26 protein-coding genes and 2 pseudogenes are annotated in these 23,100 nt (G+C 70.6%); 12 read left to right on the plus strand and 16 right to left on the minus strand.

The window, feature by feature from the left end; translation table 11 throughout:
* Positions 1-2 precede the first annotated feature (2 nt).
* Complete coding sequence (locus tag A6A25_RS04610) at positions 3-1,499, minus strand: leucyl aminopeptidase (RefSeq protein ID WP_073886493.1); 1,497 nt, start codon at positions 1,497-1,499, stop codon at positions 3-5.
* A 195-nt stretch (positions 1,500-1,694) separates the two neighbouring features.
* Here A6A25_RS04610 and A6A25_RS04615 point away from each other — a divergent pair, with 195 nt between their 5' ends.
* Together A6A25_RS04615 and A6A25_RS04620 are read left to right on the plus strand one after the other, a co-directional pair.
* Positions 1,695-2,900, plus strand: coding sequence for an APC family permease (locus tag A6A25_RS04615; protein WP_143192955.1), 1,206 nt, complete (start codon positions 1,695-1,697; stop codon positions 2,898-2,900).
* A gap of 87 nt (positions 2,901-2,987) precedes the next feature.
* Positions 2,988-4,088, plus strand: coding sequence for a branched-chain amino acid aminotransferase (locus tag A6A25_RS04620; protein WP_073886495.1), 1,101 nt, complete (start codon positions 2,988-2,990; stop codon positions 4,086-4,088).
* Positions 4,089-4,325: 237 nt separating this feature from the next.
* Here A6A25_RS04620 and A6A25_RS04625 read toward each other — a convergent pair whose 3' ends face one another.
* The 3 genes from A6A25_RS04625 to cobU are packed head-to-tail and all read right to left on the minus strand — an operon-like array spanning position 4,326 to position 6,636.
* The gene (locus A6A25_RS04625; protein ID WP_073886496.1) at positions 4,326-5,030 is read right to left on the minus strand and encodes an adenosylcobinamide-GDP ribazoletransferase; all 705 of its coding nucleotides are present in this window, start codon (positions 5,028-5,030) and stop codon (positions 4,326-4,328) included.
* Complete coding sequence (cobT, locus tag A6A25_RS04630; RefSeq protein ID WP_073886497.1) at positions 5,030-6,082, minus strand: nicotinate-nucleotide--dimethylbenzimidazole phosphoribosyltransferase; 1,053 nt, start codon at positions 6,080-6,082, stop codon at positions 5,030-5,032. The genes A6A25_RS04625 and cobT overlap by 1 nt, the downstream gene beginning before the upstream one ends.
* A complete protein-coding gene (gene cobU, locus A6A25_RS04635) occupies positions 6,079-6,636 on the minus strand; it encodes a bifunctional adenosylcobinamide kinase/adenosylcobinamide-phosphate guanylyltransferase (protein ID WP_073886498.1) in 558 nt (185 codons plus the stop codon). The genes cobT and cobU overlap by 4 nt, the downstream gene beginning before the upstream one ends.
* Before the next feature lie 77 nt (positions 6,637-6,713).
* Here cobU and A6A25_RS04640 point away from each other — a divergent pair, with 77 nt between their 5' ends.
* A complete protein-coding gene (locus A6A25_RS04640; protein WP_073886499.1) occupies positions 6,714-6,914 on the plus strand; it encodes a hypothetical protein in 201 nt (66 codons plus the stop codon).
* 15 nt (positions 6,915-6,929) lie between these two features.
* Here A6A25_RS04640 and A6A25_RS04645 read toward each other — a convergent pair whose 3' ends face one another.
* The 4 genes and pseudogenes from A6A25_RS04645 to A6A25_RS42775 all read right to left on the minus strand — a co-directional run bounded on the left by A6A25_RS04645 (position 6,930) and on the right by A6A25_RS42775 (position 9,778).
* Positions 6,930-8,357: a HEAT repeat domain-containing protein gene (locus A6A25_RS04645; RefSeq protein ID WP_073886500.1), complete on the minus strand. Its 1,428-nt coding sequence runs from the start codon at positions 8,355-8,357 to the stop codon at positions 6,930-6,932.
* A gap of 98 nt (positions 8,358-8,455) precedes the next feature.
* A pseudogene (locus A6A25_RS04650) lies at positions 8,456-8,968 on the minus strand (aldo/keto reductase); the annotation flags it as partial.
* A gap of 112 nt (positions 8,969-9,080) precedes the next feature.
* Positions 9,081-9,311 carry a hypothetical protein gene (locus tag A6A25_RS04655; protein ID WP_073886501.1) on the minus strand — a complete coding sequence of 77 codons (231 nt, stop codon included), beginning with the start codon at positions 9,309-9,311 and terminating at the stop codon, positions 9,081-9,083.
* A 152-nt stretch (positions 9,312-9,463) separates the two neighbouring features.
* Positions 9,464-9,778, minus strand: a complete 315-nt coding sequence (locus A6A25_RS42775; RefSeq protein ID WP_143192957.1) for a hypothetical protein — start codon at positions 9,776-9,778, stop codon at positions 9,464-9,466.
* 614 nt (positions 9,779-10,392) lie between these two features.
* Here A6A25_RS42775 and A6A25_RS04660 point away from each other — a divergent pair.
* Both A6A25_RS04660 and A6A25_RS04665 read left to right on the plus strand, forming a co-directional pair.
* Positions 10,393-11,238, plus strand: a complete 846-nt coding sequence (locus tag A6A25_RS04660; protein ID WP_073886502.1) for a DUF5753 domain-containing protein — start codon at positions 10,393-10,395, stop codon at positions 11,236-11,238.
* An 8-nt stretch (positions 11,239-11,246) separates the two neighbouring features.
* Positions 11,247-11,459: a DUF397 domain-containing protein gene (locus tag A6A25_RS04665; protein ID WP_073886633.1), complete on the plus strand. Its 213-nt coding sequence runs from the start codon at positions 11,247-11,249 to the stop codon at positions 11,457-11,459.
* 60 nt (positions 11,460-11,519) lie between these two features.
* Here the strand turns inward: A6A25_RS04665 and A6A25_RS04670 are convergent, their stop codons facing one another.
* Both A6A25_RS04670 and A6A25_RS04675 read right to left on the minus strand, forming a co-directional pair.
* A complete protein-coding gene (locus A6A25_RS04670; RefSeq protein WP_073886503.1) occupies positions 11,520-12,506 on the minus strand; it encodes an aldo/keto reductase family protein in 987 nt (328 codons plus the stop codon).
* 56 nt (positions 12,507-12,562) lie between these two features.
* Positions 12,563-13,198 (minus strand): DUF3043 domain-containing protein, encoded by a 636-nt coding sequence (locus tag A6A25_RS04675; protein ID WP_073886504.1) that lies wholly within the window; start codon positions 13,196-13,198, stop codon positions 12,563-12,565.
* Positions 13,199-13,240: 42 nt separating this feature from the next.
* Here A6A25_RS04675 and A6A25_RS04680 point away from each other — a divergent pair, with 42 nt between their 5' ends.
* From A6A25_RS04680 to A6A25_RS04690, 3 genes are all read left to right on the plus strand, one after another.
* On the plus strand, positions 13,241-14,260 hold the full coding sequence (locus A6A25_RS04680) for a glycerate kinase family protein (protein WP_073886505.1): 1,020 nt from the start codon (positions 13,241-13,243) through the stop codon (positions 14,258-14,260).
* 90 nt (positions 14,261-14,350) lie between these two features.
* On the plus strand, positions 14,351-14,725 hold the full coding sequence (locus A6A25_RS04685) for a HesB/IscA family protein (RefSeq protein ID WP_073886506.1): 375 nt from the start codon (positions 14,351-14,353) through the stop codon (positions 14,723-14,725).
* 73 nt (positions 14,726-14,798) lie between these two features.
* Positions 14,799-15,122 (plus strand): PASTA domain-containing protein, encoded by a 324-nt coding sequence (locus A6A25_RS04690; protein WP_073886507.1) that lies wholly within the window; start codon positions 14,799-14,801, stop codon positions 15,120-15,122.
* 4 nt (positions 15,123-15,126) lie between these two features.
* On the opposite strand, the gene A6A25_RS44580 is transcribed toward A6A25_RS04690, so the two are convergent.
* Entirely contained in the window at positions 15,127-15,297 is a 171-nt protein-coding gene (locus A6A25_RS44580; protein WP_198932568.1) for a hypothetical protein, read from the minus strand.
* 73 nt (positions 15,298-15,370) lie between these two features.
* Positions 15,371-16,552 carry an MFS transporter gene (locus tag A6A25_RS04695; RefSeq protein WP_241828499.1) on the minus strand — a complete coding sequence of 394 codons (1,182 nt, stop codon included), beginning with the start codon at positions 16,550-16,552 and terminating at the stop codon, positions 15,371-15,373.
* 81 nt (positions 16,553-16,633) lie between these two features.
* Here A6A25_RS04695 and A6A25_RS04700 point away from each other — a divergent pair, with 81 nt between their 5' ends.
* Positions 16,634-17,053 carry a MerR family transcriptional regulator gene (locus A6A25_RS04700; RefSeq protein WP_073886508.1) on the plus strand — a complete coding sequence of 140 codons (420 nt, stop codon included), beginning with the start codon at positions 16,634-16,636 and terminating at the stop codon, positions 17,051-17,053.
* 52 nt (positions 17,054-17,105) lie between these two features.
* Here the strand turns inward: A6A25_RS04700 and asnB are convergent, their stop codons facing one another.
* Positions 17,106-19,034: an asparagine synthase (glutamine-hydrolyzing) gene (asnB, locus tag A6A25_RS04705; RefSeq protein WP_073886509.1), complete on the minus strand. Its 1,929-nt coding sequence runs from the start codon at positions 19,032-19,034 to the stop codon at positions 17,106-17,108.
* A gap of 206 nt (positions 19,035-19,240) precedes the next feature.
* On the opposite strand from asnB, the gene ctaC reads away from it, so the two are divergent.
* Both ctaC and A6A25_RS04715 read left to right on the plus strand, forming a co-directional pair.
* Positions 19,241-20,173 carry an aa3-type cytochrome oxidase subunit II gene (gene ctaC / locus A6A25_RS04710; protein WP_198932569.1) on the plus strand — a complete coding sequence of 311 codons (933 nt, stop codon included), beginning with the start codon at positions 19,241-19,243 and terminating at the stop codon, positions 20,171-20,173.
* A 12-nt stretch (positions 20,174-20,185) separates the two neighbouring features.
* On the plus strand, positions 20,186-20,599 hold the full coding sequence (locus A6A25_RS04715; RefSeq protein WP_073886510.1) for a cytochrome c oxidase subunit 4: 414 nt from the start codon (positions 20,186-20,188) through the stop codon (positions 20,597-20,599).
* 66 nt (positions 20,600-20,665) lie between these two features.
* Here the strand turns inward: A6A25_RS04715 and A6A25_RS04720 are convergent, their stop codons facing one another.
* Positions 20,666-21,334: a lysophospholipid acyltransferase family protein gene (locus A6A25_RS04720; RefSeq protein ID WP_073886511.1), complete on the minus strand. Its 669-nt coding sequence runs from the start codon at positions 21,332-21,334 to the stop codon at positions 20,666-20,668.
* A 75-nt stretch (positions 21,335-21,409) separates the two neighbouring features.
* A complete protein-coding gene (locus A6A25_RS44585; RefSeq protein WP_241828508.1) occupies positions 21,410-21,550 on the minus strand; it encodes a hypothetical protein in 141 nt (46 codons plus the stop codon).
* A gap of 8 nt (positions 21,551-21,558) precedes the next feature.
* On the opposite strand from A6A25_RS44585, the pseudogene A6A25_RS04725 reads away from it, so the two are divergent.
* Positions 21,559-22,038: pseudogene (locus tag A6A25_RS04725) on the plus strand (LysR substrate-binding domain-containing protein); the annotation flags it as partial.
* Between the two features lie 7 nt (positions 22,039-22,045).
* Here the strand turns inward: A6A25_RS04725 and trpD are convergent.
* Entirely contained in the window at positions 22,046-23,098 is a 1,053-nt protein-coding gene (gene trpD, locus A6A25_RS04730) for an anthranilate phosphoribosyltransferase (protein WP_073886512.1), read from the minus strand.
* Between the last annotated feature and the right edge of the window lie 2 nt (positions 23,099-23,100).

Genomic DNA, 23,100 nt, shown 5'->3' on the forward strand with positions numbered 1-23,100 from the left:
GATCAGCCGTTCGCCGCGATGTCCGCGAGCACGGCCGCCAGGGTGCGCACCGGCACGCCGGTGCCGCCCTTGGTGGTGTACCCGTACGGCCCACCGGTGTGGAACGACGGCCCGGCCACGTCGATGTGCGCCCACGTCACGCCCTCGGCCACGAACTCGCGCAGGAACACGCCCGCCGCGAGCATCCCGCCGAACCGGTGCCCGGCCACGTTCGCGATGTCGGCGACCTTCGAGTCCAGGTCGCCGCGCAGCTCGTCCGGCAGCGGCATGGCCCACGCCTGCTCGCCGACCGCGCGCCCGATCGCGGCCACCCGGTCGCGGAACTCCTCGGTGCCCATCACGCCGGCCGTCCGCTTGCCCAGCGACACGACCTGCGCGCCGGTCAGCGTGGAGGTCTCGATCAGGTAGTCCGGGGCGTCCTCGCAGGCGCGCACGATCGCGTCGGACAGGATGAGCCTGCCCTCGGCGTCGGTGTTGAGCACCTCGACGGTCTTGCCGCCGTACATGGTCAGCACGTCACCGGGCCGGTAGGCGGTGCCCGACGGCATGTTCTCCGCCATCGGCGCCCACGCGGTCACCTCCAGCGGGTACTTCAGCTTCGCGGCCAGCACGACGGTGGCGATCACGGCCGCCGCGCCGCCCATGTCCGAGGTCATCTCGTCCATGCCCGCGGCGGGCTTGATCGAGATGCCGCCGGTGTCGAAGGTGATGCCCTTGCCGACCAGCGCGACCTTCTTGTCCGCCTTCGGGCCGCGGTAGGTGATGCGCACCAGGCGCGGCGGACGGCTGGAGCCGCCGCCGACGCCGAGGATGCCGCCGAAGCCCTGCTTGCGCAGCGCCTTCTCGTCGAGGATCTCGACCTCGAGCCCTTCGGCCTTGGCCAGGGCGGCGGCCCGGTCCGCGAAGGAGGCCGGGAACAGGTCGTTCGGCGGGGTGTTGACCAGGTCGCGGGTCGCGGTGACGGCCTCGGCGATCGCGGTGGACGCCTTGAGCGTCGCCCGGTGCGCCCGGATGTTGCCCTCCGCCGGCGCGATCAGGTCGACGCGCTGGACCGGGCCGTCGCCCTTATTCGACTTGTAGGCGGTGAACGAGTACGCGCCCAGCACGGTGCCCTCGACGGCGGGGCCGAGGTGCAGCGCGGACAGCGTGGTGACGGCCCGCTTGCGGCCGCCCAGCGCGCGGGCGGCGGCACCGGACGCGCGGCGCACCTGGTCCTCGGTCACCGAGCCGTCGTCACCGGGCTTGCCCAGGCCGACGGCGAGCACGACGCGCGCGCCGAGCTTGCCGAGGGTGGGCACGGTGACGACCTCGTCGGCCTTGCCGCTCGCGCCGACGGCGTCGAGCACGTCGAGCAGCGCGCCGTCGAACGCGGCGTTCACCGCCTCGGAGCCGGCGGCGAGGGCGAGGCCGTCCGGTCCCTGGACTGTGCCCACCACAACGGCGTCGGCGGTGGTGCTGCTCGGGTCACTGTCGGTGATGGCCAGCTTCGGCGCGGTCACTGCGGCTCCTTGACGAGGTCCTCCCGGCGCTTCCTGGTCGTGCGGCGGGATGGTGGTGGATCGTGACGAATGCTAAAGGTCCCGTTCACACTCATGACGGCCGCACCTTCGATTGCGTTGAGTAACAATTAACACGAACGGGGGTCGACCGGCCGGGCGTTAGTCGTCACCTAGTTGATATGGGACGGTGTAGCGGTGACAATCACGCCCCGTGCCGGGGCCGTGGCGCTCGCTCTCGGCGCGACACTGGGCGCCGGTGTCTTCACCGGTTTCGCCCCTGCCGCCGCGATCGCGGGCCCGTGGTTCCTCCCCGGTCTGGTCTTAGCCGCGCTGACGGCGCTGTGCTGCGCGTTCTCGACCGCGGACCAGCACCGCGCGTACCCCGACGCCCCCGGCGGCTACGCCTACATCCGCTACCAACTCGGGTCGTGGCCCGCGCGCATCGGCGGCAGCGCGCACCTGATCGGCAGAGCGGGAATGGCGGCGGCGCTGGCGGGCGTGTTCGGGGCGTACGTGGTCCCGGAGCACCGGGTCGTGGCGGCTGTCGGGTTGATCGCGGTGACGGCCGGGTTGGGTGCGGCCGGGGTCCGGTGGGGTGTCGGGCTGAGCGCGGCGGCCGCGGGCGTGGTGCTGGGCGTGCTGGTGCTCGTGGTGCTGGTCTGCTTCTCGGTGGCGCCGCCGGAGAACCCCGCGGTGACCGGTGGCGGGCCCGGGTTCGACGGCGTCATGGGTGCGTCGATGCTGCTGTTCGCGGCGTTCCTCGGGTTCGAGCGGGTCACCTCGCCGCGATCCGGTGACCAGGTGTTCTCCGCCCGGGTGCTGCACTTCGCGGTGCCGGTGGTGATCGGGATCGTGCTGCTGGTGGCGATCGGGGTGGGCGCGGCGGTGCTGCGGCAGCTCGGGTCGGCGCGGTTGGCGTTGTCGCCCGCGCCGCTGCGGGACGCGTTGATCGTCGCCGATGGGCGGTGGCTGCTGCCGGTGCTCGGCTTCGGCGCGGCGGTGGCGGCGGTGTCGACGCTGTTCTTCGTGCTCGCGTCGGCCCGGCGGACGCTGGTCGGGATGACCGAAACGGGTGATCTGCCACCGATCCGGGTGGGCTGGCCGCTGGAGGTCCTGAGCGCGGGGCTGGCGGTCGTCGCGGTCGTGGCGCTGCCGCCTTCGACGGCGTTGGCGGTGGGTGCGTGCGGCACGGCGTTCTACTACGGCTTCACCAACGCCTCGGCGCGGGTGTTGCTGCAGGAAGAACGCACGTGGCCGATGCGGACGGCGTGCCTGGGGCTGGGGCTGTCGGTGTTGCTGGCGATGAGCGCGCCCGCGACGGCATTGGTCATCACCGGCGTGGGGATCGCGCTGGGTACCGGGCTGCTCGCGCTCGGTGGCGTGCGGCAACCCGTCGGCTGACCCGTCGGCTGACCCGGACGGATGGTCGGACGTCCGAGCATCGGGACGACGATTTTCTGACTTCCCAGTGGCGGCTATCGTGCTGACATGACGACCGCGTTGCCTTTCACCCGGACCCCCAACCCGCAGCCGGCGACCCCGGAGCGCGTTGCGGAGGTACTCGCCAAGCCGGGCTTCGGGCAGCACTTCACCGACCACATGGTGACGATCCGCTGGAACCAGGAGCAGGGCTGGCACGACGCCGTCGTCGAGCCCTACCACTCGCTGGAGCTGGACCCGGCGGCCATGGTGCTGCACTACGGCCAGGCGATCTTCGAAGGGCTCAAGGCCTACCGCCAGCCCGACGGATCGATCGCGTCCTTCCGCCCCGAGGCGAACGCCGAGCGCTTCCGCGCGTCGGCGCGCCGCCTGGCGATGCCCGAACTGCCCGACGAGCTGTTCCTGGGTTCGATCCGGGAGCTGCTGGCCGTGGACGGGCGGTGGGTGCCCGCCATCGCCGAGGAGTCGCTGTACCTGCGGCCCTACCTGTTCTCCACGGAGAAGGGCCTGGGCGTGCGGCCGGCGAAGGAGTACCTGTACGTGCTCATCGCCTCGCCCGCCGGGTCGTACTTCACGGGCGGGTTGAAGCCGGTGACGGTGTGGCTGTCGACGGAGTACGTGCGCGCGGCGCCCGGCGGGACCGGTGCGGCGAAGTTCGCGGGCAACTACGCGGCGTCGCTGGTGGCTCAGGCGCAGGCCGCCGAGCAGGGCTGCGACCAGGTCGTGTGGCTGGACGCGGTGGAGCGGCGCTGGGTCGAGGAGATGGGTGGGATGAACCTGTTCTTCGTCCTCGGCTCGGGTGACGACGTCCGCGTGGTCACGCCGGAGCTGTCCGGTGCGCTGCTGCCCGGCATCACGCGTGACTCGCTGCTGCGGTTGGCGGGTGATTTCGGGTTCGCGGTGGAGGAGCGGCGGATCTCCACCGAGGAGTGGGAGAAGAAGGCCGAGTCGGGTGAGCTGACCGAGGTGTTCGCGTGCGGTACGGCGGCGGTGATCACGCCGGTCGGGCACGTGAAGCACGCGGAGGGGGAGTTCTCCATTTCGGGCGGTCGGACCGGTGAGGTGACTATGAAGTTGCGCAACCATTTGACCGGCATTCAGCAGGGCCTGGTGGGCGACCCGCACGGCTGGATGACGAAGATCGACTGAAGTTCTCCGGCGGTGGGTTGAGTCCGGCTCGGTGGTTGACTTCGGTGAGATTTCGAGAGTCCGGCTCGATTTGACATGGGGCCCCTTACGGGCACTCCAGGCAGGCCAAAGCCGGGCAGGCCTGGCGGGAAAAGCGTCCGCCAAGCCTGCCCGGCTTCGACCAGCCTAAAGCACCCGAACCCCATGTAAAATCGGGCCTCTGCGGTTATGTGCGGATTGATTGGTCCTCTGGGTTATCTACAGGGCGTTGATAACCAGGACGGTCAAGGTGGTCGTTTCGCAGGCTGCGCCCAGGACGTCGCCGGTGATTCCGCCGAATCGTTTGCGCGTGTGTCGGATCAGGAGCAGGACCAGGGTTGCGGCGAGGGCGATTGCGAGTGGGCCTTGCCATGGGTGCACGAAGAAGCCGGCGGTGGCCAGGGCGGTCCACCAGGTTGCGGCTATCCATCGTGGTTGGGTGCCGGCTACCAGTGCGCCCAGGCCTTCGGGGCGTGCGGGTGGGATGCCTTTCAGGCAGCAGAGGATGAATGCGGCGCGGCCGGCGGTCAGGGCCAGCAGGACAGCCGGCCAGGTGACGGCGGGGAAGGCGGCGGCCTCCGCGCCCAGCACGACGATGAGCGCGACCACCGCGAACGGGCCGGCGCCGCCGTCCTTCATCACCGCGAGCGCCCGTTCCGGCGGGCCGTAGCAGCCCAGGCCGTCGGCGGTGTCGGCCAGGCCGTCCAGGTGCATGCCCCGGGTGGCCAGGGCAAGGAAGCCGACGGTGAGGAAACCGACCACCAGGTCGGGCAGCGGCAGCAGGAGCAGTGCGACGGCCGCCGCACCCAGCAGCAGGCCGACGAAGGGCGCGAAGGCGATGGCCCGTCGTGCCGCCCGTGCGTCGACTTCGTCGGAGCCGACGCGGACGGGCAGCACCGTCAGCCACGACAACGCCAGGCGCATCAGGCGGGTCCGGAGATGCCCGCGCTGTCGAAGGTCGCCATCTCGGCCAGGATGCGGGTCGCCATCACGACCAGGGGGAGGGCCGCCACCGCACCGGAGCCCTCGCCCAGCCGCATGTCGAACTCCAGCAGCGGTTCCAGGCTCAGGTGGCCCAGGGCCAACGTGTGCGCGGGCTCGACCGAGCGGTGGCCGGCCACCCACCAGTCACGGGCACCCGGTGCCAGTTCCTCGGCGACGACGGCGGCCGCGCCGACCACCACGCCGTCGAGGATCACGGGGGTCTTGCGCACGGCCGCCTGCGCCAGGAATCCGGCCATCGCGGCGAGGTCGGCGCCGGACGCGGTGGCGAGCAGGGCCACCGGGTCGTTGATCACGGGACGGGCGCGGCGCAGGGCGTCCCGGATGGCGGCGGTCTTGCGCATCCAGCCCTGGTCGTCGATGCCCGTGCCGCGGCCGACCACGGCCACCGGCTCGGAGCCCGTCAGGGCCGCGATCAGGACCGCGGCCGGGGTGGTGTTGCCGATGCCCATGTCACCGGCGATGAGCAGGTCCGCGCCGCCGTCCACCTCGTCGTCCACGAGCTTGCGGCCGATCCCGATCGCCCGCTCGGCCTCCTCGCGGGTGAGCGCGTCCTCGCGGTCGATCGAGCCGGAGCTCCGGCGGACCTTGAACTCGCCCACCGCGGTGTCCGAGTCGACGGCCACGTCGACCACGCGGACCGTCGCGCCGGCCACGTTGGCCAGGACGTTCACCGCGGCGCCGCCGGCCAGGAAGTTCGCCACCATCTGGCCGGTGACCTCGGACGGGTAGGCCGAGACGCCGTGCTGGGCGACACCGTGGTCGCCCGCGAAGACGACCACGCGGGGCCGGGTGAACGGCTTGGGAGGGCACTCGCCCTGGCAGGCCGCCACCCACGCGCCCAGCTCCTCCAGCCTGCCCAGCGAGCCGACCGGCTTGGTGAGCACGCCGTGCCTGGCCAGCGCCTCGGTGCGCACCCGCTCGCTCGGCGGCTCGACGGAGGGGAACTCGATGGCTGGGAACTCGCTGGTCACCGACTACCTCCGGGTTCGCGCAATCGCAGTGGGATTCCGGCGACGACCAGCAGCACCTCGTCGCAGACCTCGGCCAGCCGCGCGTTGAGCGAGCCGAGGTGATCGCGGAAGAGCCTGCCAGAGTGGGTGCTGGGCACCACGCCCAGCCCGACCTCCGCCGAGACCAGGACCAATCGGGCGCGGGTCTGTGCGACCGCTCGGACCAGCGCCGCGCACTCGCCCTCCACTTGGCCGATGCCGTGGCCCTCCCAGGCACCCGCGTCGTCCAGCACGCCGTTGAGCCAGGTGGCCACGTCGTCCACCAGGATCGGCGGATCGGTCTCGCTGGTGGCGGTGAGCAGGGTGATCAGGTCGTTCGGCGCGGGTGCCTCCACCGTGGTCCACGTGGTGGGGCGGCGGGCGACGTGCTTGGCGATCCGCAGGTCCCAGTCGGCGTCGTCGGGGTAGCGGCGCGCGGTGGCGACGTAGGTCACGACGTCCTCGGTGAGCAGGCCTTCGGCGTGCGCCGACTTGCCCGAACGCGCGCCGCCCAGCACCAGTGTCCGACGCGTCACACCGCACCCCAACCGTTCCGTGACGACATAGCCTGACCGGGACGTTACCCGTACGGCGCAGCGCGAGGAGGTCCGTCATGGAGTACCGGTGGCGGTACCAGGACGAGCAGGGGCACGAGGTCGAGGGGCCGCGCCTGGCGTTCCCGGACCAGACCGCGGCCGAGGACTGGTTCGGCTCCGCGTGGGTCGAGCTGCGCGAGGTGGGCATCGCGCAGGTGACGTTGCTGCGCAGCGAGTCCGAGGTCTACGGCCCGATGTCCCTCGCCCCGGCCGAGTAGCCGGAGCGCCGCCGCTCACCCGGTCGGTGGTCGGAGGGCGGCGGTGGCCGCGGCTCGCACGGCTGGGTGCGGGTCGTGCAGGGCGGCGGCCAGGCGGTCGGGTAGGTCGGCCGGCGCGGTGCGGCCCAGGGCGGTGGCGGCGTTGGCGCGGACGCGGGGGTGGGGGTCGGTCAGGGCTTCCGTCAGCGGTGCGAGCGCTTGGGCGATCGGTAGGCGACCCAGTGCGGCCGCGGCGCGGGCGCGGACCAGTTCGTCCTCGTCCTGCAAGGCCCTGGTCAACGTGTAGGCGTCGCGTGGGTCGGCGCGTTGACCGACGACCCAGACCACGGCGCGGCGGACGACGCGGTCGCGGCTCCACGTGTTCAGCTGCGGCCGTGCGTCGATCCGGGTGAGGGCTCGACCGGCGAGCTTGCGGGCACGCCGGTCGGTGGTGTTCAGCAGGACGTCCGCCAGGGTCGGTGCGACCGAAGGATCGGCCAGCCGCAGGAGCCCGGTGAGCGCGACGCGGACGTGTCGGCCGTCGCACGCCGCCGCCAATCGCCCGACGGCGCGCTGGTCACCGTGCCTGGCCAGCACCCGGATGGCGCGTTCGCGGACGGTCGGGTCGCCGTCGTCGGTGGCGGCGAGGGCGGCGGGGACGAGTAGCGGACCGCCGATCCGGGACAACGCCAGCAGTGCGGCCTCGCGAACGGGCGCCGATCGGTGGTCGAGCATGGACCGGACGTCCGACGCCGCCTGGTCCGAGCCGATCTTGCCGAGCGCGTGCAACGCGGTCGTCGTCAGCCCGTCGTCGGACGTGTGCAGTGCGGCGACGAGCGCGCCGGTGGCGTCGGCGATGCGCAGGTGGCCGAGCGTGTGCGCGACCGCGCTCCGACCGGTGGTGCGGGTGCGCAGGTGCTCGATCAGCGCCGGGCCGACGCGGGGGTCGCCCGCACGAACGAGCGCGTGAGCGATGTCGTGCGCGCCGCCGTTGTCCGCGTGGGCCAACGCGTCGGTCAGGACGGACAGCCGCCGGGGGTGCTCGGATTCGATGATCCGCCGTGCGGCGTAGCGGCGTGTCCAGGTCCAAGCCGGGTCGGGCCGGTTGGCCAAAGCGACCAGCTGGTCGAAGACCTCCAGCACGGTCTCGGCCGTGAGGCCGCGCACGGCCGACGCGACCACGCGCGGGTCGGGGTCGGCCAGCGCCTCGACCATGATCGTCCGGTGTGCGGGATCGCGGAGCTCGGCGAGCGCGCTGACCGCGATGGTCCGCACCGCCTCGCTCGGGTGCGCCGCCAGCGTCACCAGCCAGCGGCTCCCGGCCGGGTCGGCGAGCAGCGCCCGGTCGTGTGCGTGCTCGTAAAGCTCCTTGTACGCCTCGGTGTGCGATTGCCCCGTCGGCTCGAGCCGGACCAGCCGGGCCACGAGAACGTCACCGGAACGCCGGTCGGTCTGTTCGTGCACGGCCGTCAGTGAACGGGCAGGCCGGTGACTGGCGGTGAGCGTCCTGCGCGAAAGCCCCGCCCGGATCGTCCGAGCGGGGCTCTTGGGCTTGATTCGCGTCAGGGGGTGATGGTGTGCCGTGGGTCGGTTTCCACGACGTCGCCGAGCACGTCGTCGATCTTCTGCAGCAGCTCCGCTTCGAACTTGACGCCGGCGGCCTTCACGTTCTCGTGCACCTGTTCGGGGCGGGACGCGCCGATGATCGCGCTGGCCACGTTCGGGTTCTGCAGCGTCCACGCGACCGCGAGCTGGGCCAGCGACAGGCCGGCCTCTTCGGCGAGCGGCTTGAGCTGCTGCACCTTGGTGAGCACCTCGTCGCGCAGGAAGCGCTGGATGAACTTCGAGCCGGTCTCGTCGGTCGCCCGCGAGCCCTCCGGCACCGGCTGGCCGGGCAGGTACTTGCCGGTCAGCACGCCCTGCGCGATCGGCGACCAGACGATCTGGCTGATGCCCTCGCGCTCGGAGGTCGGCACGACCTGCGACTCGATGACGCGCCACAGCATCGAGTACTGCGGCTGGTTGGAGATGAACGGCACGTTCAGCTCACGCGCGAGCGCCGCACCCCGCTCGACCTACTACGGCGGAGCGGGGCTCTGTGCTCCAGGTGCGGAACTCGTTGCCGTCAGCGCTCGATCGTCCTCACCTCCTTATTGTGGTGCATCGCCAGAAGCCCGTAACAGGTGGCTAGCTGACGGCGAAGCCTTCGGCGATCTTCCGTAGCTCCTGGATGCGCTTGCCGAGCATCCAGTAGAGCTTCTCGGCTGCGTCGGGGCTCAATGCGAGGGTCGCGACCCTGTCGAAGCTGATCTCGTAATCACCGTCAGCCGTGATCGACTCCACGAAGTCCGCTTCGCGGTTGACCCTGAAGTAGACCGAGTGCTCGATCGCGTCCGACTTACCGGCCTGCATTTCCATCTGTGGAAAACTCTCCTCTTGCGTCGTTCTGCTGCTGCGCCACCGGCCGTCGTGCCGGGACGCAGGTACTTGTGCCCTTCGGGGCAGGTTGGGCGCAGCCCGGACAGCCGGCGTACCTCAGACCCGAGTCCGAGAACCGAGCCAGGCAGTATTCAAGGCCGGCGCGTACGAGCGGCATCCTTTGCGAGCGCGGCTGGAGTCCGGTCTTCGCGGATCGGTTCCGAAAGGGGGCAGTCCGCCGGTAGTTCCTCACGAGTCGCCTTCAGGTCTTCCAGCGAGTAGTTGCGCCACACGCCCGTGTTCAGCTCCATTGCCGAGACGGTCCCGCCGAGCTGTGCGGCTAATCGTTTGTCGAGCGGACCGACCTTTACCTGACGAGCCACGCCGTACAGCCGCACCCAACGTGTCTCGCCTTCGGAGGGGATGTCGTCGAGCGCTTCGGCGGGCTCGCCCTTCCTCCGGCTCACCACGGCATCCGCCCATGCACACGGCGAAGCCACATGAACCGACTCCGGCAGTGCCGGCAATCGCACTGGAAGCACCGGTAGTACCGCACGAGCAGAATTGCGACGCTTGCTAGGCCGACCGGTATCAGAGCTAGCCACCACATCGCCCCTCCCCGATCGAGTGCACAGGGCGAACGAAGCGGGGAGCGAAGCCGAACGCGATCCCGAGCGCCCCGGACAGTGCGCTCTCCATCTCGACTCACCTCCCGTGAAGCTGGGTGCGGACCAGGACCGGGGCTGGGCCGGTCGGGGCGGCTGTGGTCAACACCAACCCCGGTCCGCTGTCCGGGGGCTGGCGTCCTTCCGCGACGAAGCTCAGCCACCCGCTAGCCGTAGGGCCGGCGAGCAGTCCGAAGGCGGGGAGAGCAGACGTGCAACCTCGCTGCTTCGCGCCTCCGGACTGTCCCGCCGGCGGTGGGGGCGACTTTGGATCGCTGACCTGATCGACCCCGCACAAGGAGCGTAAACCGGCAATGCCGGTTCCGTGCGCTACCAAACGGGTGAAAACCGGCGTTGCCGGTTCAGTGTCCGGGCGCGAGGGTGGCCGTACTGGCCGGTGCGGCACACTTCGCGGCATGACGGACCAGGTCGACCCGTACGACGCCCGGATGAAGTTCGCCAAGCTCGCGCGGCAACTCCGCGAGGCAGCCGGGTTGGGTCAAGGCACGGCGGAAGCCGAGCTGATCGAAGTTGTCGGCGGATACGACTCGCTACTGTCGAAGCTGGAGACCGCGCAAAGGGTGCCGAAGCCCGCTCACGTGGCGTGGATGCTGACCAGGTACAACCCGTCAGCCGTAGACGCGGCTGCGCTGCAAGCGTTGGCGGACGCGGCCGGTCCACGAGCAAAGGCGACCGTCGCCGGTGTGCAGGCTCGGGAGTACATCGCGCGCATCCGGCGCGCGGAACGTATCTGGATGATCTACGACGAGATCCCCGGATCGCTACAGAAGCGGCAGTTCGCCTACTGGGCGCTTCAGGGCTCGCCGTTCATCGAGCCCGGCGATGTGGATGCGGTCGCGCAGGATCGCGCCGAGCGCGGAGAGTGGATCTTCCGGCCGGACGGTCCGGAAGTCTGGATCGTGCTCGGCGAAGGCGCGCTCGACCGCTTGGCTGGTCCGCCGGATGTCGAAGCTGAAGAGATCGAGCACCTCCGGGACGTGGCGGGACGGGAGAAGGTCCACTTCCGCATCGTCCCGAACTCGGTCGGCTTCGTGACCGGCCTGAGCAACCCCTTCACGCTGCTCCGCTCGGAGGCTGACGGGTGGCTCGCCTACGTCGGGCACTTCGCCCGGAACGACTACGTGAAGAAGGGCATCCACCGCTTCAGGGAGGTCTTCGACGATGCGTGGGACCGGGGAGTTTCGGAAGAGCAGACCCGGGCGATACTTGACGTTCGGATCGCTGACCTCAGACAACACTAGGAGTGACCATGTCAACCGATGCCACCGCCCGTGAGGGTGTCCGGTGGCGCACGAGCAGCTACACCAACGGCGGGGCTGATGCGGAGTGCGTGGAGATCGGAGTTCCGGTCGCCGGCGATGATGATCGTCGGCTTGTGGGTGACACGAAGAACCGCGGGCCGGCACTGATCTTCCCGCCGGGTGCATTCCGAGCTTTCGTCGAAGGGCTGAAGCGGGGCTGACCACTACAGGGGCGAGGCATCTCGGGCGGTCTGGGATACCTCGCCCCTTCTCATGTCCGCTCAGGGGGTGATGGTGTGCCGTGGGTCGGTTTCCACGACGTCGCCGAGCACGTCGTCGATCTTCTGCAGCAGCTCCGCTTCGAGCTTGACGCCGGCGGCCTTCACGTTCTCGTGCACCTGTTCGGGGCGGGACGCGCCGATGATCGCGCTGGCCACGTTCGGGTTCTGCAGCGTCCACGCGACCGCGAGCTGGGCCAGCGACAGGCCGGCCTCTTCGGCGAGCGGCTTGAGCTGCTGCACCTTGGTGAGCACCTCGTCGCGCAGGAAGCGCTGGATGAACTTCGAGCCGGTCTCGTCGGTCGCCCGCGAGCCCTCCGGCACCGGCTGGCCGGGCAGGTACTTGCCGGTCAGCACGCCCTGCGCGATCGGCGACCAGACGATCTGGCTGATGCCCTCGCGCTCGGAGGTCGGCACGACCTGCGACTCGATGACGCGCCACAGCATCGAGTACTGCGGCTGGTTGGAGATGAACGGCACGTTCAGCTCACGCGCGAGCGCCGCGCCGCGGGCGATCTGCTCGGCGTTCCACTCCGAGACGCCGATGTAGAGCACCTTGCCCTGCCGCACCAGGTCGGCGAAGGCGAGCATCGTCTCCTCCAGCGGCACGGACTTGTCGTACCGGTGCGCCTGGTAGAGGTCGACGTAGTCGGTCTGCAGCCGCTTGAGCGAGCCGTTGATCGACTCCATGATGTGCTTGCGGCCGAGGCCCTTGTCGTTCGGGCCGCCGGGGCCGGTCGGCCAGAAGACCTTGGTGAAGATCTCCAGCGACTCGCGGCGCTGACCGGCCAGCGCCCGGCCCAGCACGGACTCCGCCTTGGTGTTGGCGTAGACGTCGGCGGTGTCGAACGTGGTGATGCCCGCGTCGAGCGCGGCCCGGACGCAGGCCGTCGCCTGGTCCTCCTCGACCTGGGATCCGTGGGTGAGCCAGTTGCCGTACGAGATCTCGCTGATGTTCAGGCCACTGCGGCCGAGGCGTCGGAACTCCATGCCGCCCAGCCTAGTACCGGATCGTTCGGGTAGCTAATGAACTAGCCCCCGGTCGGTCAGACCTTGTCTCCCGGGCTGACCCGGGGCTTGGGCACGCGCAGCCGGCGCAGCTGGCTGGCCCGGATGAACGAGTACCAGCCGATGGACAGGCCGCGGGTGGTGTCGTTGGGGAACTTCAGCCGCACCCGCCGGTTCACCATCCGGCCGAGCACGAAACCCTCCACGATCATCGCCAGCAGCATGAACGTGGTCAGCAACGTCGCGTACTGCTGGATCGCGGGCGCGGGCACGAGCAGCGCGACGAACACCAGGATCGCCAGCGGCATGAACAGGCCCATGAGGTTGCGCCGCGAGTCGACCACGTCGCGGATGTAGGCCTTCACCGGGCCGCGGTCGCGGGGCAGGAGGTACTTGTCCTCGCCGGCCATCATCCGCTGCCGCCGCTCGACCGCCGCCGCACGGCGCTCTTCCTTGGACACCTTGTTCCCGCGCGCCCGCTTCAACGCCTCGCGCTGCGTGCGGGGCGGTGGCGGCACGGGGCCGCGCCGCTTGCCCTCGGCCTCGCGCCGCTTCGGCGTGGGCCGCCCCTTGCCGGGCGTGCGCGACGGATCGGCCGGGGTCACCTCCGCGGAAACGTCCTCGGCGGTGGTGGTCTCGGCGGCTTCGTCGGCGTTGCGGCGCAGGAACCTCACCACACCAGAGTAGGAGATGCCCCGATAAGTACTGTTCGCGAGGTGCGAGTTGTTATTGCGCCGGACTGCTTCGGCGGAACGCTGACCGCGCGGGAAGTCGCCGAAGCCGTGGCCGAGGGCTGGCGCCGCACCGCCCCCGACGACGAGCTGAGCCTGCGCCCGCTGGCCGACGGCGGGCCGGGTTTCGTGGACGTCCTGCACACCGCGCTGGGCGGCACGCTGCACGTGACGACCGTCACAGGGCCGCTGGGCACGCCGGTGGAGGCGGTGTGGCTGGAGCACGACGGGTGCGCGTACGTCGAGTCCGCCCAGGCCTGCGGCCTGCACCTCGTCCCGGCAGACGAGCGCGCGCGGGCCGCCGAGACCGCCACGACCAGGGGCGTCGGCGAACTCGTCAACGCGGCCGGCGAGGCAGGCGTTCAGACGATCGTGGTCGGTTTGGGCGGTTCGGGCACCACGGACGGCGGCGCGGGCCTGCGTGAGGTCGTCCGCCCCGTCACGGCCGCGCTGGTCGCCGCCGCCGACGTGGAGAACCCGCTGCTGGGCCCGCACGGCGCGGCGCGGACGTTCGGGCCGCAGAAGGGCGCGTCACCCGAAGCGGTGGAACGGCTGGAGGCGCGGTTGGCCGCGATGGAGGAGTTGGCCGAGGTCCGGGACCTGCCCGGCGCGGGTGCCGCGGGAGGCCTCGGAGCCGCGCTGATGGCGCTCGGGGCGACGGTGGCGTCCGGCGCGGGGATGGTGCGCTCGCTGACCGGGCTGGACGAGGCGCTCGACCGCGCCGACCTGGCCGTGACCGGTGAGGGCAGCTTCGACTGGCAGTCGTTGCGCGGGAAGCTGGTGACCGCCGTGGCCGGTGGCGCGGCGGAGCGCGGCGTGCCGTGCGTGGTGCTCGCGGGCCAGGTCACGGTGGGCAGGCGGGAGGCAGCGGCGGCGGGCGTGCAGGAGTCGTACGCGGTGGCCGAGCACGCCGGGTCGGTCGACCGCAGCCTGGCCGACCCGGCCGGCAGCCTGGCCGACCTCGCCGAGCACGTGGCGAGGCAGTGGTCACACTCCCGTCACTGACGTCTGTGCGACCATGGGGGTCAGGAACAAAGCGGGTACTTCCCGTGTTGCCCGGAATAGATGCCCGCAAAGGACCTCTGAGGGAGAGCCATGACGACCGCTCAGGACGCAGTCACCTCGACTCCTGACGCCCCGCCCACCCACGGCGTGACGCTGACCGACGCGGCTGCCGTGAAGGCGAAGGCGCTGCTGGACCAGGAGGGGCGCGACGACATGCACCTGCGCATCGCCGTCCAGCCCGGTGGTTGCGCGGGGCTGCGTTACCAGCTGTTCTTCGACGAGCGCACGCTCGACGGTGACGCGCTGCGCGACTTCGGCGGCATGAAGGTGGCCGTGGACCGCATGAGCGCCCCGTACGTCGAGGGCGCTGTGATCGACTTCGTGGACACGATCGAGAAGCAGGGTTTCACCATCGACAACCCGAACGCCGGCGGTTCCTGCGCCTGCGGCGACTCGTTCCACTGATCGACCGCGATCGACGGAAGGCCCCCGCCACGGCGGGGGCCTTCTCCGTTGCGCCCGGTGGGACGCTGGACCCATGACGCACACGCAGGTGCCCCACTTGGTAGGCCTGACCGTTCCGCAGGCGCGGAAGACGGGCAATGACGCGGGCGTGGTGGTCACCTCACGTGACGTGGACGGCCCACCACTGGCCGAGCTGACCTGGCCGGGCACCTGGATCGTCACCGCCCAGCACCCGACCGCCGGCGAGCGGGTGCGCCGCGGCACACCGGTCGCGATCGACTTCGAGGAGTACCCGGACGCGGGCGGCGCCGGCGACCGCGAACCACGCCACCCACTGCCGAGGCGTGACGAACTCAAGGCCGATCCCCTCGAGGATCGGCTGGGTGACGGTTCGTGAAATCTCAGACGTAGACGTCCAGGTCGGCCACCTGCGCGTAGTTGGCCTCGTCCACCCGCCACGCCGTCACGGCACGCGGCTCGGAGGCAGGCCTCGCCTCACCACGCAGCTCCTGCGGCACCTCGGTGCAGTCCTCGATCAGCTCGGCCAATGTGTCCGCCTCGGTGTTCCTCACTCCACCGACCGTATGCGTGCCAAGGTCTTGACAAAAGCCCTACCGGACGGTAGTACCGCCCGGTAGGGCCATCTCACACGTGCGTGGCCAACGGTGTGGGGGCCGGGGACGTTGCGGGGCGAGCGGCGGTCAGCTTGCCGACCACCAGGGCCACCCCCACGCCGAGGATGGTCGACACGCCGCCCACCGTCCCGACCCACTGCAGGCCGAGCCCGCTGGTCAGCACCACGCCGCCGAGCATCGGTCCCAGCGCCGCGGCCACGTTGAACGCGGAGATGTTCACCGAGGCGACCAGCCCGGCCGCCGAACCCGCCTGGCCCATCAGGTAGGTGTGGATCAGCGGACCCGCCGTGAACGCGCTGGCACCCAGCACGAACACGCTCACCACGGCCGCCACCTTGCTCTCCAGCATCAGCCCCTGCGCCAGCAGCCCGACGCCGAGCACGGCCAGCGGCACGGGCAGGACGCGGGCGATCCGGTCCGTCGGCACCTTGCCCGCCACCGTGCTGCCGACCAGCGTCCCCAGCCCGTACACCAGCAGCACGCCGGTCACCCAGCCCGGCTCGAACCCGCTGACCTCGCGCAACGCGGGCGCGACGTAGGTGAACGCGGTGATCAGGCCGGTGAACGACAGGATCGTGGTGGCCAACCCCAGCAGCACGGTCCGCTTGCCGAACGCGAACAGGCTGGCCCGCACACCGGGGTCCGGCTCGTGCGCGACCTTCGGCGTCCCCAGCACGACCCCGACCAGCCCGATCGCGGTCAACGCGCTGACCAGCACGAACGACGCCCGCCAGCCGTAGTTCTGGCCGATCAGCGTGCCCAGCGGGATGCCCAGGATGGTGGACAGCGCGACACCGTTGACGACCTTGGCGATGGCCGCGGTCTGCTTCTCCGGTGGCACGGCGGCGATGGCGACCTGGGACGCCACCGCGAAGAACAGGCCCTGGGCGAGCGCGGCCACCATGCGGGCCACCATGAGCAGGGTGTAGTCGTCGGCCAGGGCGCTGCCCGCGGAGGCCACCAGGGCCAGCGCCATGACGGAGATCAGGAGCGTGCGTCGCGCGATGCGCCCGGTGAGCACGGTGAGCACCGGACCGCCCACGGCGACGGAGACGGCGTACGCGGTCACCAGCAGGCCTGCGGTCGGCACGTCCACACCGAGGTCGGCGGCGACCTCGGGCAGCACGCCGACGATGATGAACTCGGATGTCCCCACAGCGAAAGCGCTGAGCATCAGGATGAAGGCGATCACGGCGACGACGCTAAAGTGTGACACTGACGTCAGGGTCAAGGTTGCGTGATCGAGCGCTCTTTTCGACAGGGGTGGAAATAAGTGCTGATCGGTGAGCTCGCGGAGAAGACCGGCACCACGGTGCGCATGCTGCGCTACTACGACCAACAGGGCCTGCTGACGCCCCAGCGCACGGACTCCCGCTACCGCGTCTACGACGAGTCCGACGTGGAACGCGTCCGCAGCGTCCGCTGCCTCATCAGCTCCGGCCTGAACGTGCGCCTGGCGCGCCTGGTGCTCGCGCACGCGTTCGACCAGGACATCGAGCTGCCCGAGGACGAGGCGGGCTGCGTGCCCCTGCTGAACATGCTGAACGAGGAGCTGGAGTCCGTCGAGACCCGCATCGAGCAGCTGACCCGCAGCAAGCAACACCTGACCAGGCTGATCGCCGACGTCACCCGCGTCATGGCCGAGAAGAGCGACGGCAAGTGCCGGGTCGAACCGGTGGAGAAAGCCGGCTGAACACGCGCGAAGGCCCCCGGCACGCGCACGCGCCGGGGGCCTCCACGATCAGTCAGAGCTTCACGGGGTAGTGCGGCTCCGGGACGACCGGCCGGATCCGGCCCTCCACGAAGATCCCGTGCCAGATCATGAACACCAGCAGCGCCCAGATCCGGCGGCTGTTGTCCGCCACGCCCGACCGGTGCTCCTCGATGACCCGCAGCACCGCGCCCTTGTCGATGTACTGGTCGGTCTGCGACTGGCGCACGTTCTCCACCGCCCAGTCGTGCATCTCGTCCTTCAGCCAGTGCCGGATCGGCACCGGGAAGCCCAGCTTGCGCCGGTTGAGCACGTGCGCGGGCACGATGTCGCGGATTGCCCGCCGCAACGCGTGCTTCGTCGTCTCCTTGGTCAGCTTCAGCTCCGACGGCACCTGCGACGCGATCCGGAACACCTCGGGGTCCAGGAACGGCACCCGCAGCTCCAGCGAGTTCGCCATCGTCATCTTGTCGGCCTTGACCAGGATGTCGCCGCGCAGCCACGTGAACAGGTCGACGTGCTGCATCCGCGTCACCGGGTCCCAGCCCTCCGACTCGCGGTACGGCTGCGCGGTCACGTCCTTGTGCGACACGTTCGGGTTGTACGTGCGCAGCACCTGCCGCAACTGGTCGTCCATGAAGATCCGGGCGTTGCCGTAGTAGCGCTCCTCCAGCGTGAGCGCACCGCGCCGCAGCAGGTCCTTGCCGCGCACGCCCTGCGGGATCTTGGTCGACACCTTGCCCATGGCCTTGCGCAGCGCGCCCGGCACCTTCTCGAACGGCGCCAGCGACAGCGGCTCGCGGTAGATCGTGTAGCCGCCGAACAGCTCGTCCGCGCCCTCGCCGGACAGCACGACCTTCACGTGCTCACGCGCCTCGCGCGCGATGAACCACAACGGCACCAGCGCCGGGTCCGCCACCGGGTCGTCCAGGTACCACGTGATCAGCGGCAGCGCGTCCATCATCTCCTGCGCCGTCACTGCCCGGACCACGTGCTTGACCCCGATCGCGGCGGCCGACTCGGCGGCCACGTCGATCTCGGAGTAGCCCTGCCGCTCGAACCCCGTGGTGAACGTGATCAGGTCCGGGTTGTGCTCCTTGGCCAGCGCCGCGACCACGGTCGAGTCGATGCCGCCGGACAGGAACGAGCCGACCGTCACGTCCGCGCGCATGTGCTTGGCCACCGAGTCGCGCAACGCCTCGGTGATCTCGTCGTACAGCCGGTTCTCGTCCGCCTCCCCGCGCACGGCACGCGGCCGGAACGTGGCCGGGAAGTACCGCTCGACCACGGGCTTGCCGCCCGGCGTGAGGGTGAACGACGTGCCGGACTCGATGCGGTGAATCTCACTCTGCAGCGACTCGGGCTCCGGCACGTACTGCAGGATCAGGTAGTGCTGCAGGGCCTTCTCGTCGACCTTCGGCCGGATGCCGATCGTCGGCGCGAGCTCCAGCACCGACTTCTTCTCGCTGGAGAACGCCACACCGCCGGGGCCCGCCGCGTAGTAGAGCGGCTTGATGCCGAACGGGTCACGCGCGCCGAACACGACCCGGCGGGCCTTGTCCCAGATCAGGAACGCGAACATGCCGCGCAGCTTCGCGACCGCGGCCGGGCCCCAGTAGTGGTAGGCCGCCACGATCGTCTCGGTGTCGCCGTCGGTGGCGAAGACCGCGCCGAACTGCTTGGTCAGCTCCGCGCGCAGCTCCACGTAGTTGTAGATTTCGCCGTTGAACAGGATCGCGTACCGACCCTGCTGGTCGTGCGGACCCCAGTGCAGGGGTTGGTGCGAGTGCTCGATGTCGATGATGGACAGCCGGTTGAAGCCGAAGACGACCTCACCGCCCTGCCAGGTGCCGCTCTCGTCGGGGCCGCGGTGGCGCATGCAGCGCAGTGCCCCCGCCACCGCCGAGCGCGCTCGCTCGGCCTCGTTCTCGCCAGGGCAAACCAGTCCTACCAGGCCGCACACGCCGTAAACACCCTTCGTGTCGTGTGGAGAAGACTCCAGTATGCCGGGGTGCCGGTGTGTGACCGAAACTGCACTCCAAGGGGGCAGCCCCCGACGGGTGACGGCCCAGGTGCTGAGCTACGCTCCCGCATGATCTGGCATGGGCGTCGTCACGCCCTGCCTGCGAGCTTTTTTGACGTTGAGGGCGACTGAGGAGGCGGCGAGCAGTGGGCCTGAAGGAGGGCACCAGGGCAGCCCGGCTGGCGAAGGTCGGCGGGCTGGTCGGCCTGGTCGGCGTCGGGGCCACGGGTTGCTCCACGGAAGAGGTGCTGCGCTTCGGTTGGCCGGTGGCCGTGACGCCGCAGGCCGAGGCGATGCGCGAGCTGTGGACCTGGTCGGTCGTCGCGGCTCTCGCGGTCGGTGTGATCGTGTGGGGCCTGATCCTCTGGTCGGTCGCGTTCCACCGCAAGAAGAGCGAGGAACTTCCCCGCCAGGTCGCCTACAACCTGCCGCTGGAACTCGTGCTGCTGGTCGTGCCGACGATCATCGTGGCGGTCTTGTTCTACTTCACCGCCGTGACGCAGAACTACGTCACGGACAAGAGCAAGACGCCTGACGTCACGGTCGACGTGATCGCGTTCCAGTGGAACTGGGAGTTCCAGTACCCGCAGTACAAGACCGAGTCGGCGGACCTGCCGGTGAGCACCGTCGGCACGTCCGGCGAGATCCCGCTGCTGGTGGTGCCGCAGGGCAAGTCGATCCGCTTCAACCTGCGGTCGACCGACGTCATCCACTCGTTCTACGTGCCGGAGTTCCACTTCAAGCGGGACGTCTTCCCCGAGCCGGAGAAGAACAACCAGGACAACGCGTTCCAGATCGACCAGATCGACCGGACCGGGTCGTTCGTCGGCCGCTGCGCCGAGCTGTGCGGCACCTACCACGCGGTGATGAACTTCGAGGTCAGGGCGCTGGAGTCGGCCGACTTCGACCGGTTCATGCAGCTGCGGCAGGAGACGAACCCGGACACCGGCCAGCCGTACAGCGCCGCCGAGGCGCTGACCGAGCTGAACTGCGGCGACCTGTGCACGCCGTACGCCGTGACGACCAAGCCCTTCGACACCGACCGGACTGTCCGCGAGGCGTCCGACGGTGGGAAGTAGGAGGACGCTGCGATGAAGGTCGAAGCCCGCATTTTTGACTTGGTGATGGCGTTCTCGTTCCTGATGGCCGTCGTGTACGGCTACTGGACCTGGGCGGACACCGGTTTCGTCGAGCCGACCGGCACGGTGGCGCTCGCGCTGACCGGTGGCCTGGCGCTGATCGTCGGCACGTACTTCCGGTTCGTCGCCCGGCGCATCGAGGTGCGGCCGGAGGACAACGCGGACGCCGAGGTCAGCGACGGTGCCGGTGAGCTGGGCTTCTTCAGCCCCGGCAGCTACTGGCCGATCGGCCTGGCGGCGGCGGCCGCGACAGCCGGGGTGGCGCTGGCGTTCTGGCACGTCTGGCTGCTGGTGATCGCCGTCGTGCTGGTGCTGATCGCCGTGGGCGGCCTGGTGTTCGAGTACCACACCGGTCCGGACCACTGAGCTGACGTGACACCAAAGGGTGCCACCTTCCGGGTGGCACCCTTTGTCGTCTTCGGGCTCGGCCGGTCAGGCCGCGGTGGCCGAGTTCTGGTAGCTGTCCACGTACTCCTGTTCGGACAGTTCCAGGATGCGGTAGACGATCTCGTCGGTGACCGAGCGCAGCACCGGCAGCGACTCGTGCAGGCCCGCGTAGCGGTCGAAGCGCAGCGGCTCGCCGAACCGGACGGTGATGGGGCGGACGCGGGGCAGCTTGCGGTCCACCGGCTGCACCTGGTCGGTGCCGATGAGCCCGACCGGGACGACCGGCGCGCCGGACTCCAGCGCCATCCGGGCCACGCCGGTGCGACCGCGGTGCAGGCGGCCGTCCAGCGAGCGCGTGCCCTCGGGGTAGATGGCGAACGCGCCGCCGTGGTCCAGGATGTCCTTGGCGGTGTCCAGGGACGCCCTGGCGGCCCGGCCGAGGCCCCGGCGCACGGGCACGTGGCCCAGGGAACCGAAGAAGTAGCGGGAGAGGGCGCCCTTGACGCCCGTGCCCTCGAAGTACTCGGCCTTGGCGAGGAACGAGACGCGGCGCGGGACCACCATCGGGATCACGATGCTGTCGATGAACGACAGGTGGTTCGGCGCGAGGATCACCGGACCGTCGGCGGGCACGTTCTCCAGTCCTTCGACCGTCGGCCGGTAGACCAGCCGCGCGGTGGGCGCCACCACTCGTTTCATCACCGTGTAGAGCATGTGGACAGCATGACGCGCGCTCGTTGCGGGACGGTGAAAAGGTGGCCGTCGTCTCTGGCCGTCATCTCCGGCTGGTCACGCCGGGTGCTCCGCGCACAGGCAGCCGACGCCCTTCCCGATCCACTCGCGACCGGACCACTCCGGGTGCTCGGCGATCATCAGCGCCTCGACCTCCTCCTGGTCGCTCCGGCTGTGGGCGCGTCCCGTGGCGCGCATCGCACCACCCGACCACCGGGCTGCGCGCCGGTCTGGTCGACGTGGCCCTCACCAGGGCGCCGTTCGACGACACGGGCATCGTCACGCACGTGCTGCGCACCGACCCGGTCGGCGTGGTCCTGCGCGCGGACGACCCACTGGCGGGCCGCGAGAGCCTGCACACCGACGAGTTGGCCGACCGCCGGTGGTTCCACCTGCCGGAGGGCGTCGACCCGGTCTGGCAGGCCTACTGGAACGGTGGGCGCGACCGGGCCGGCCCCGTCGTGCGGACCGCCCACGAGTGCCTGCAAGCCGTGCTCTGGAACGGCTCGGTGGGGTTGGCGCCCCTGGGCCACGCCCTGCCCGAAGGGCTCACGGCGGTGCCGTTGGTCGACCTGCCGCCGAGCCCGCTCGTTGTGGCGTGGGCCGGCACCGACCCGGGACCGCTCGTCCGCTCGTTCGCCCGCATCGCGGCCGCGGTGCACGGCGGTCGGACGCCGAACCGCTGAGAGCGGCTCAGGCGTCCGCGAGGGACTTCTTCAGCTCCGACGACCGCGCCGCCCACCGCCGCAGCAGGTCCGCCGCCGCACCCGAGTCGATCGCGTCGGCCGCCCGGCCCAGCGCGTTCGCCAGGTCCGCGTGCAGGTCACCCGACAGCCCGCCGTGCGTGGCGAGCGCCCCTGCCGCGTTGAGCAGCACCGCGTCCCGCACCGCACCCGGCTTCCCGGCCACCAGGTCGCGCACGACCTCGGCGTTCACCGAGGCGTCGCCGCCCTTGAGGTCGTCCGCCGACGCGGGCGCGATGCCCAGCACCGACGGGTCGATCCGGTCGGTCCGCACCTCGCCGCCGTCGGCCACCCACACCGACGTGGTGGTGGTCGTGGTGATCTCGTCCATCCCGTCGTCACCGCGCACGACCAGCATGGTGTTGCCGCGTCGTGCGAAGACGCCCGCGATCAGCGGCGCGAACGCCACCCGCGCGCACCCCACCAGGCCGGCCTTCGGCTGCGCCGGGTTGGTCAGCGGACCGAGCAGGTTGAACGACGTCGGGATGCCGATCTCGCGCCGCGGCGCGCCCGCGTGCCGGAAACCGGGGTGGAACACCGGGGCGAAGCAGAACCCGATGCCCAGCTCCTCCACCGTCTGCTGCACGCCCAGCGGCGGCAGGTCGATGGCCACGCCGAGCTCCTCCAGCACGTCCGCCGTGCCGCACTTGGAAGACGCCGCGCGGTTGCCGTGCTTGACCACCGGCACGCCGGCGGCGGACGTGACGATCGCCGCCATGGTCGAGATGTTCACCGACCCGGAGCTGTCACCGCCCGTGCCGACGATGTCCGCCGCGCTCACGTCCACGGTGAACCGGCGCGCGTGCGCCAGCATCATCGTGGCGATGCCGTCGACTTCTTCCGGCGTCTCGCCCTTCGCCCGCAGCGCCACCGCGAACGCGGCGATCTGCGCGGGCGTCGCGGCACCGGACATCACTTGGTCCATCGCCCACGCCGTGTCGTCCTGCGTCAGGTCGACCCGGTCGACGAGCTGGTTGAGCAGTAACGGCCAGGTGCGCTCCACGG

It is taken from the genome of Saccharothrix sp. CB00851 (assembly GCF_001905065.1).
Lineage (GTDB): Bacteria > Actinomycetota > Actinomycetes > Mycobacteriales > Pseudonocardiaceae > Actinosynnema.

Coding starts and splice junctions, on each gene's coding strand:
- A6A25_RS04670 (WP_073886503.1), bottom strand. CDS start 12,506: ATGGAGTTCCGACGCCTCGGCCGCAGTGGCCTGAACATCAGCGAGATC.
- A6A25_RS44585 (WP_241828508.1), bottom strand. CDS start 21,550: ATGCGCGCCACGGGACGCGCCCACAGCCGGAGCGACCAGGAGGAGGTC.
- A6A25_RS04660 (WP_073886502.1), top strand. CDS start 10,393: ATGACGGACCAGGTCGACCCGTACGACGCCCGGATGAAGTTCGCCAAG.
- A6A25_RS04690 (WP_073886507.1), top strand. CDS start 14,799: ATGACGCACACGCAGGTGCCCCACTTGGTAGGCCTGACCGTTCCGCAG.
- A6A25_RS04720 (WP_073886511.1), bottom strand. CDS start 21,334: ATGCTCTACACGGTGATGAAACGAGTGGTGGCGCCCACCGCGCGGCTG.
- A6A25_RS04640 (WP_073886499.1), top strand. CDS start 6,714: ATGGAGTACCGGTGGCGGTACCAGGACGAGCAGGGGCACGAGGTCGAG.
- A6A25_RS04620 (WP_073886495.1), top strand. CDS start 2,988: ATGACGACCGCGTTGCCTTTCACCCGGACCCCCAACCCGCAGCCGGCG.
- A6A25_RS04665 (WP_073886633.1), top strand. CDS start 11,247: ATGTCAACCGATGCCACCGCCCGTGAGGGTGTCCGGTGGCGCACGAGC.
- A6A25_RS04625 (WP_073886496.1), bottom strand. CDS start 5,030: ATGCGCCTGGCGTTGTCGTGGCTGACGGTGCTGCCCGTCCGCGTCGGC.
- A6A25_RS04715 (WP_073886510.1), top strand. CDS start 20,186: ATGAAGGTCGAAGCCCGCATTTTTGACTTGGTGATGGCGTTCTCGTTC.
- A6A25_RS04655 (WP_073886501.1), bottom strand. CDS start 9,311: ATGGAAATGCAGGCCGGTAAGTCGGACGCGATCGAGCACTCGGTCTAC.
- A6A25_RS04685 (WP_073886506.1), top strand. CDS start 14,351: ATGACGACCGCTCAGGACGCAGTCACCTCGACTCCTGACGCCCCGCCC.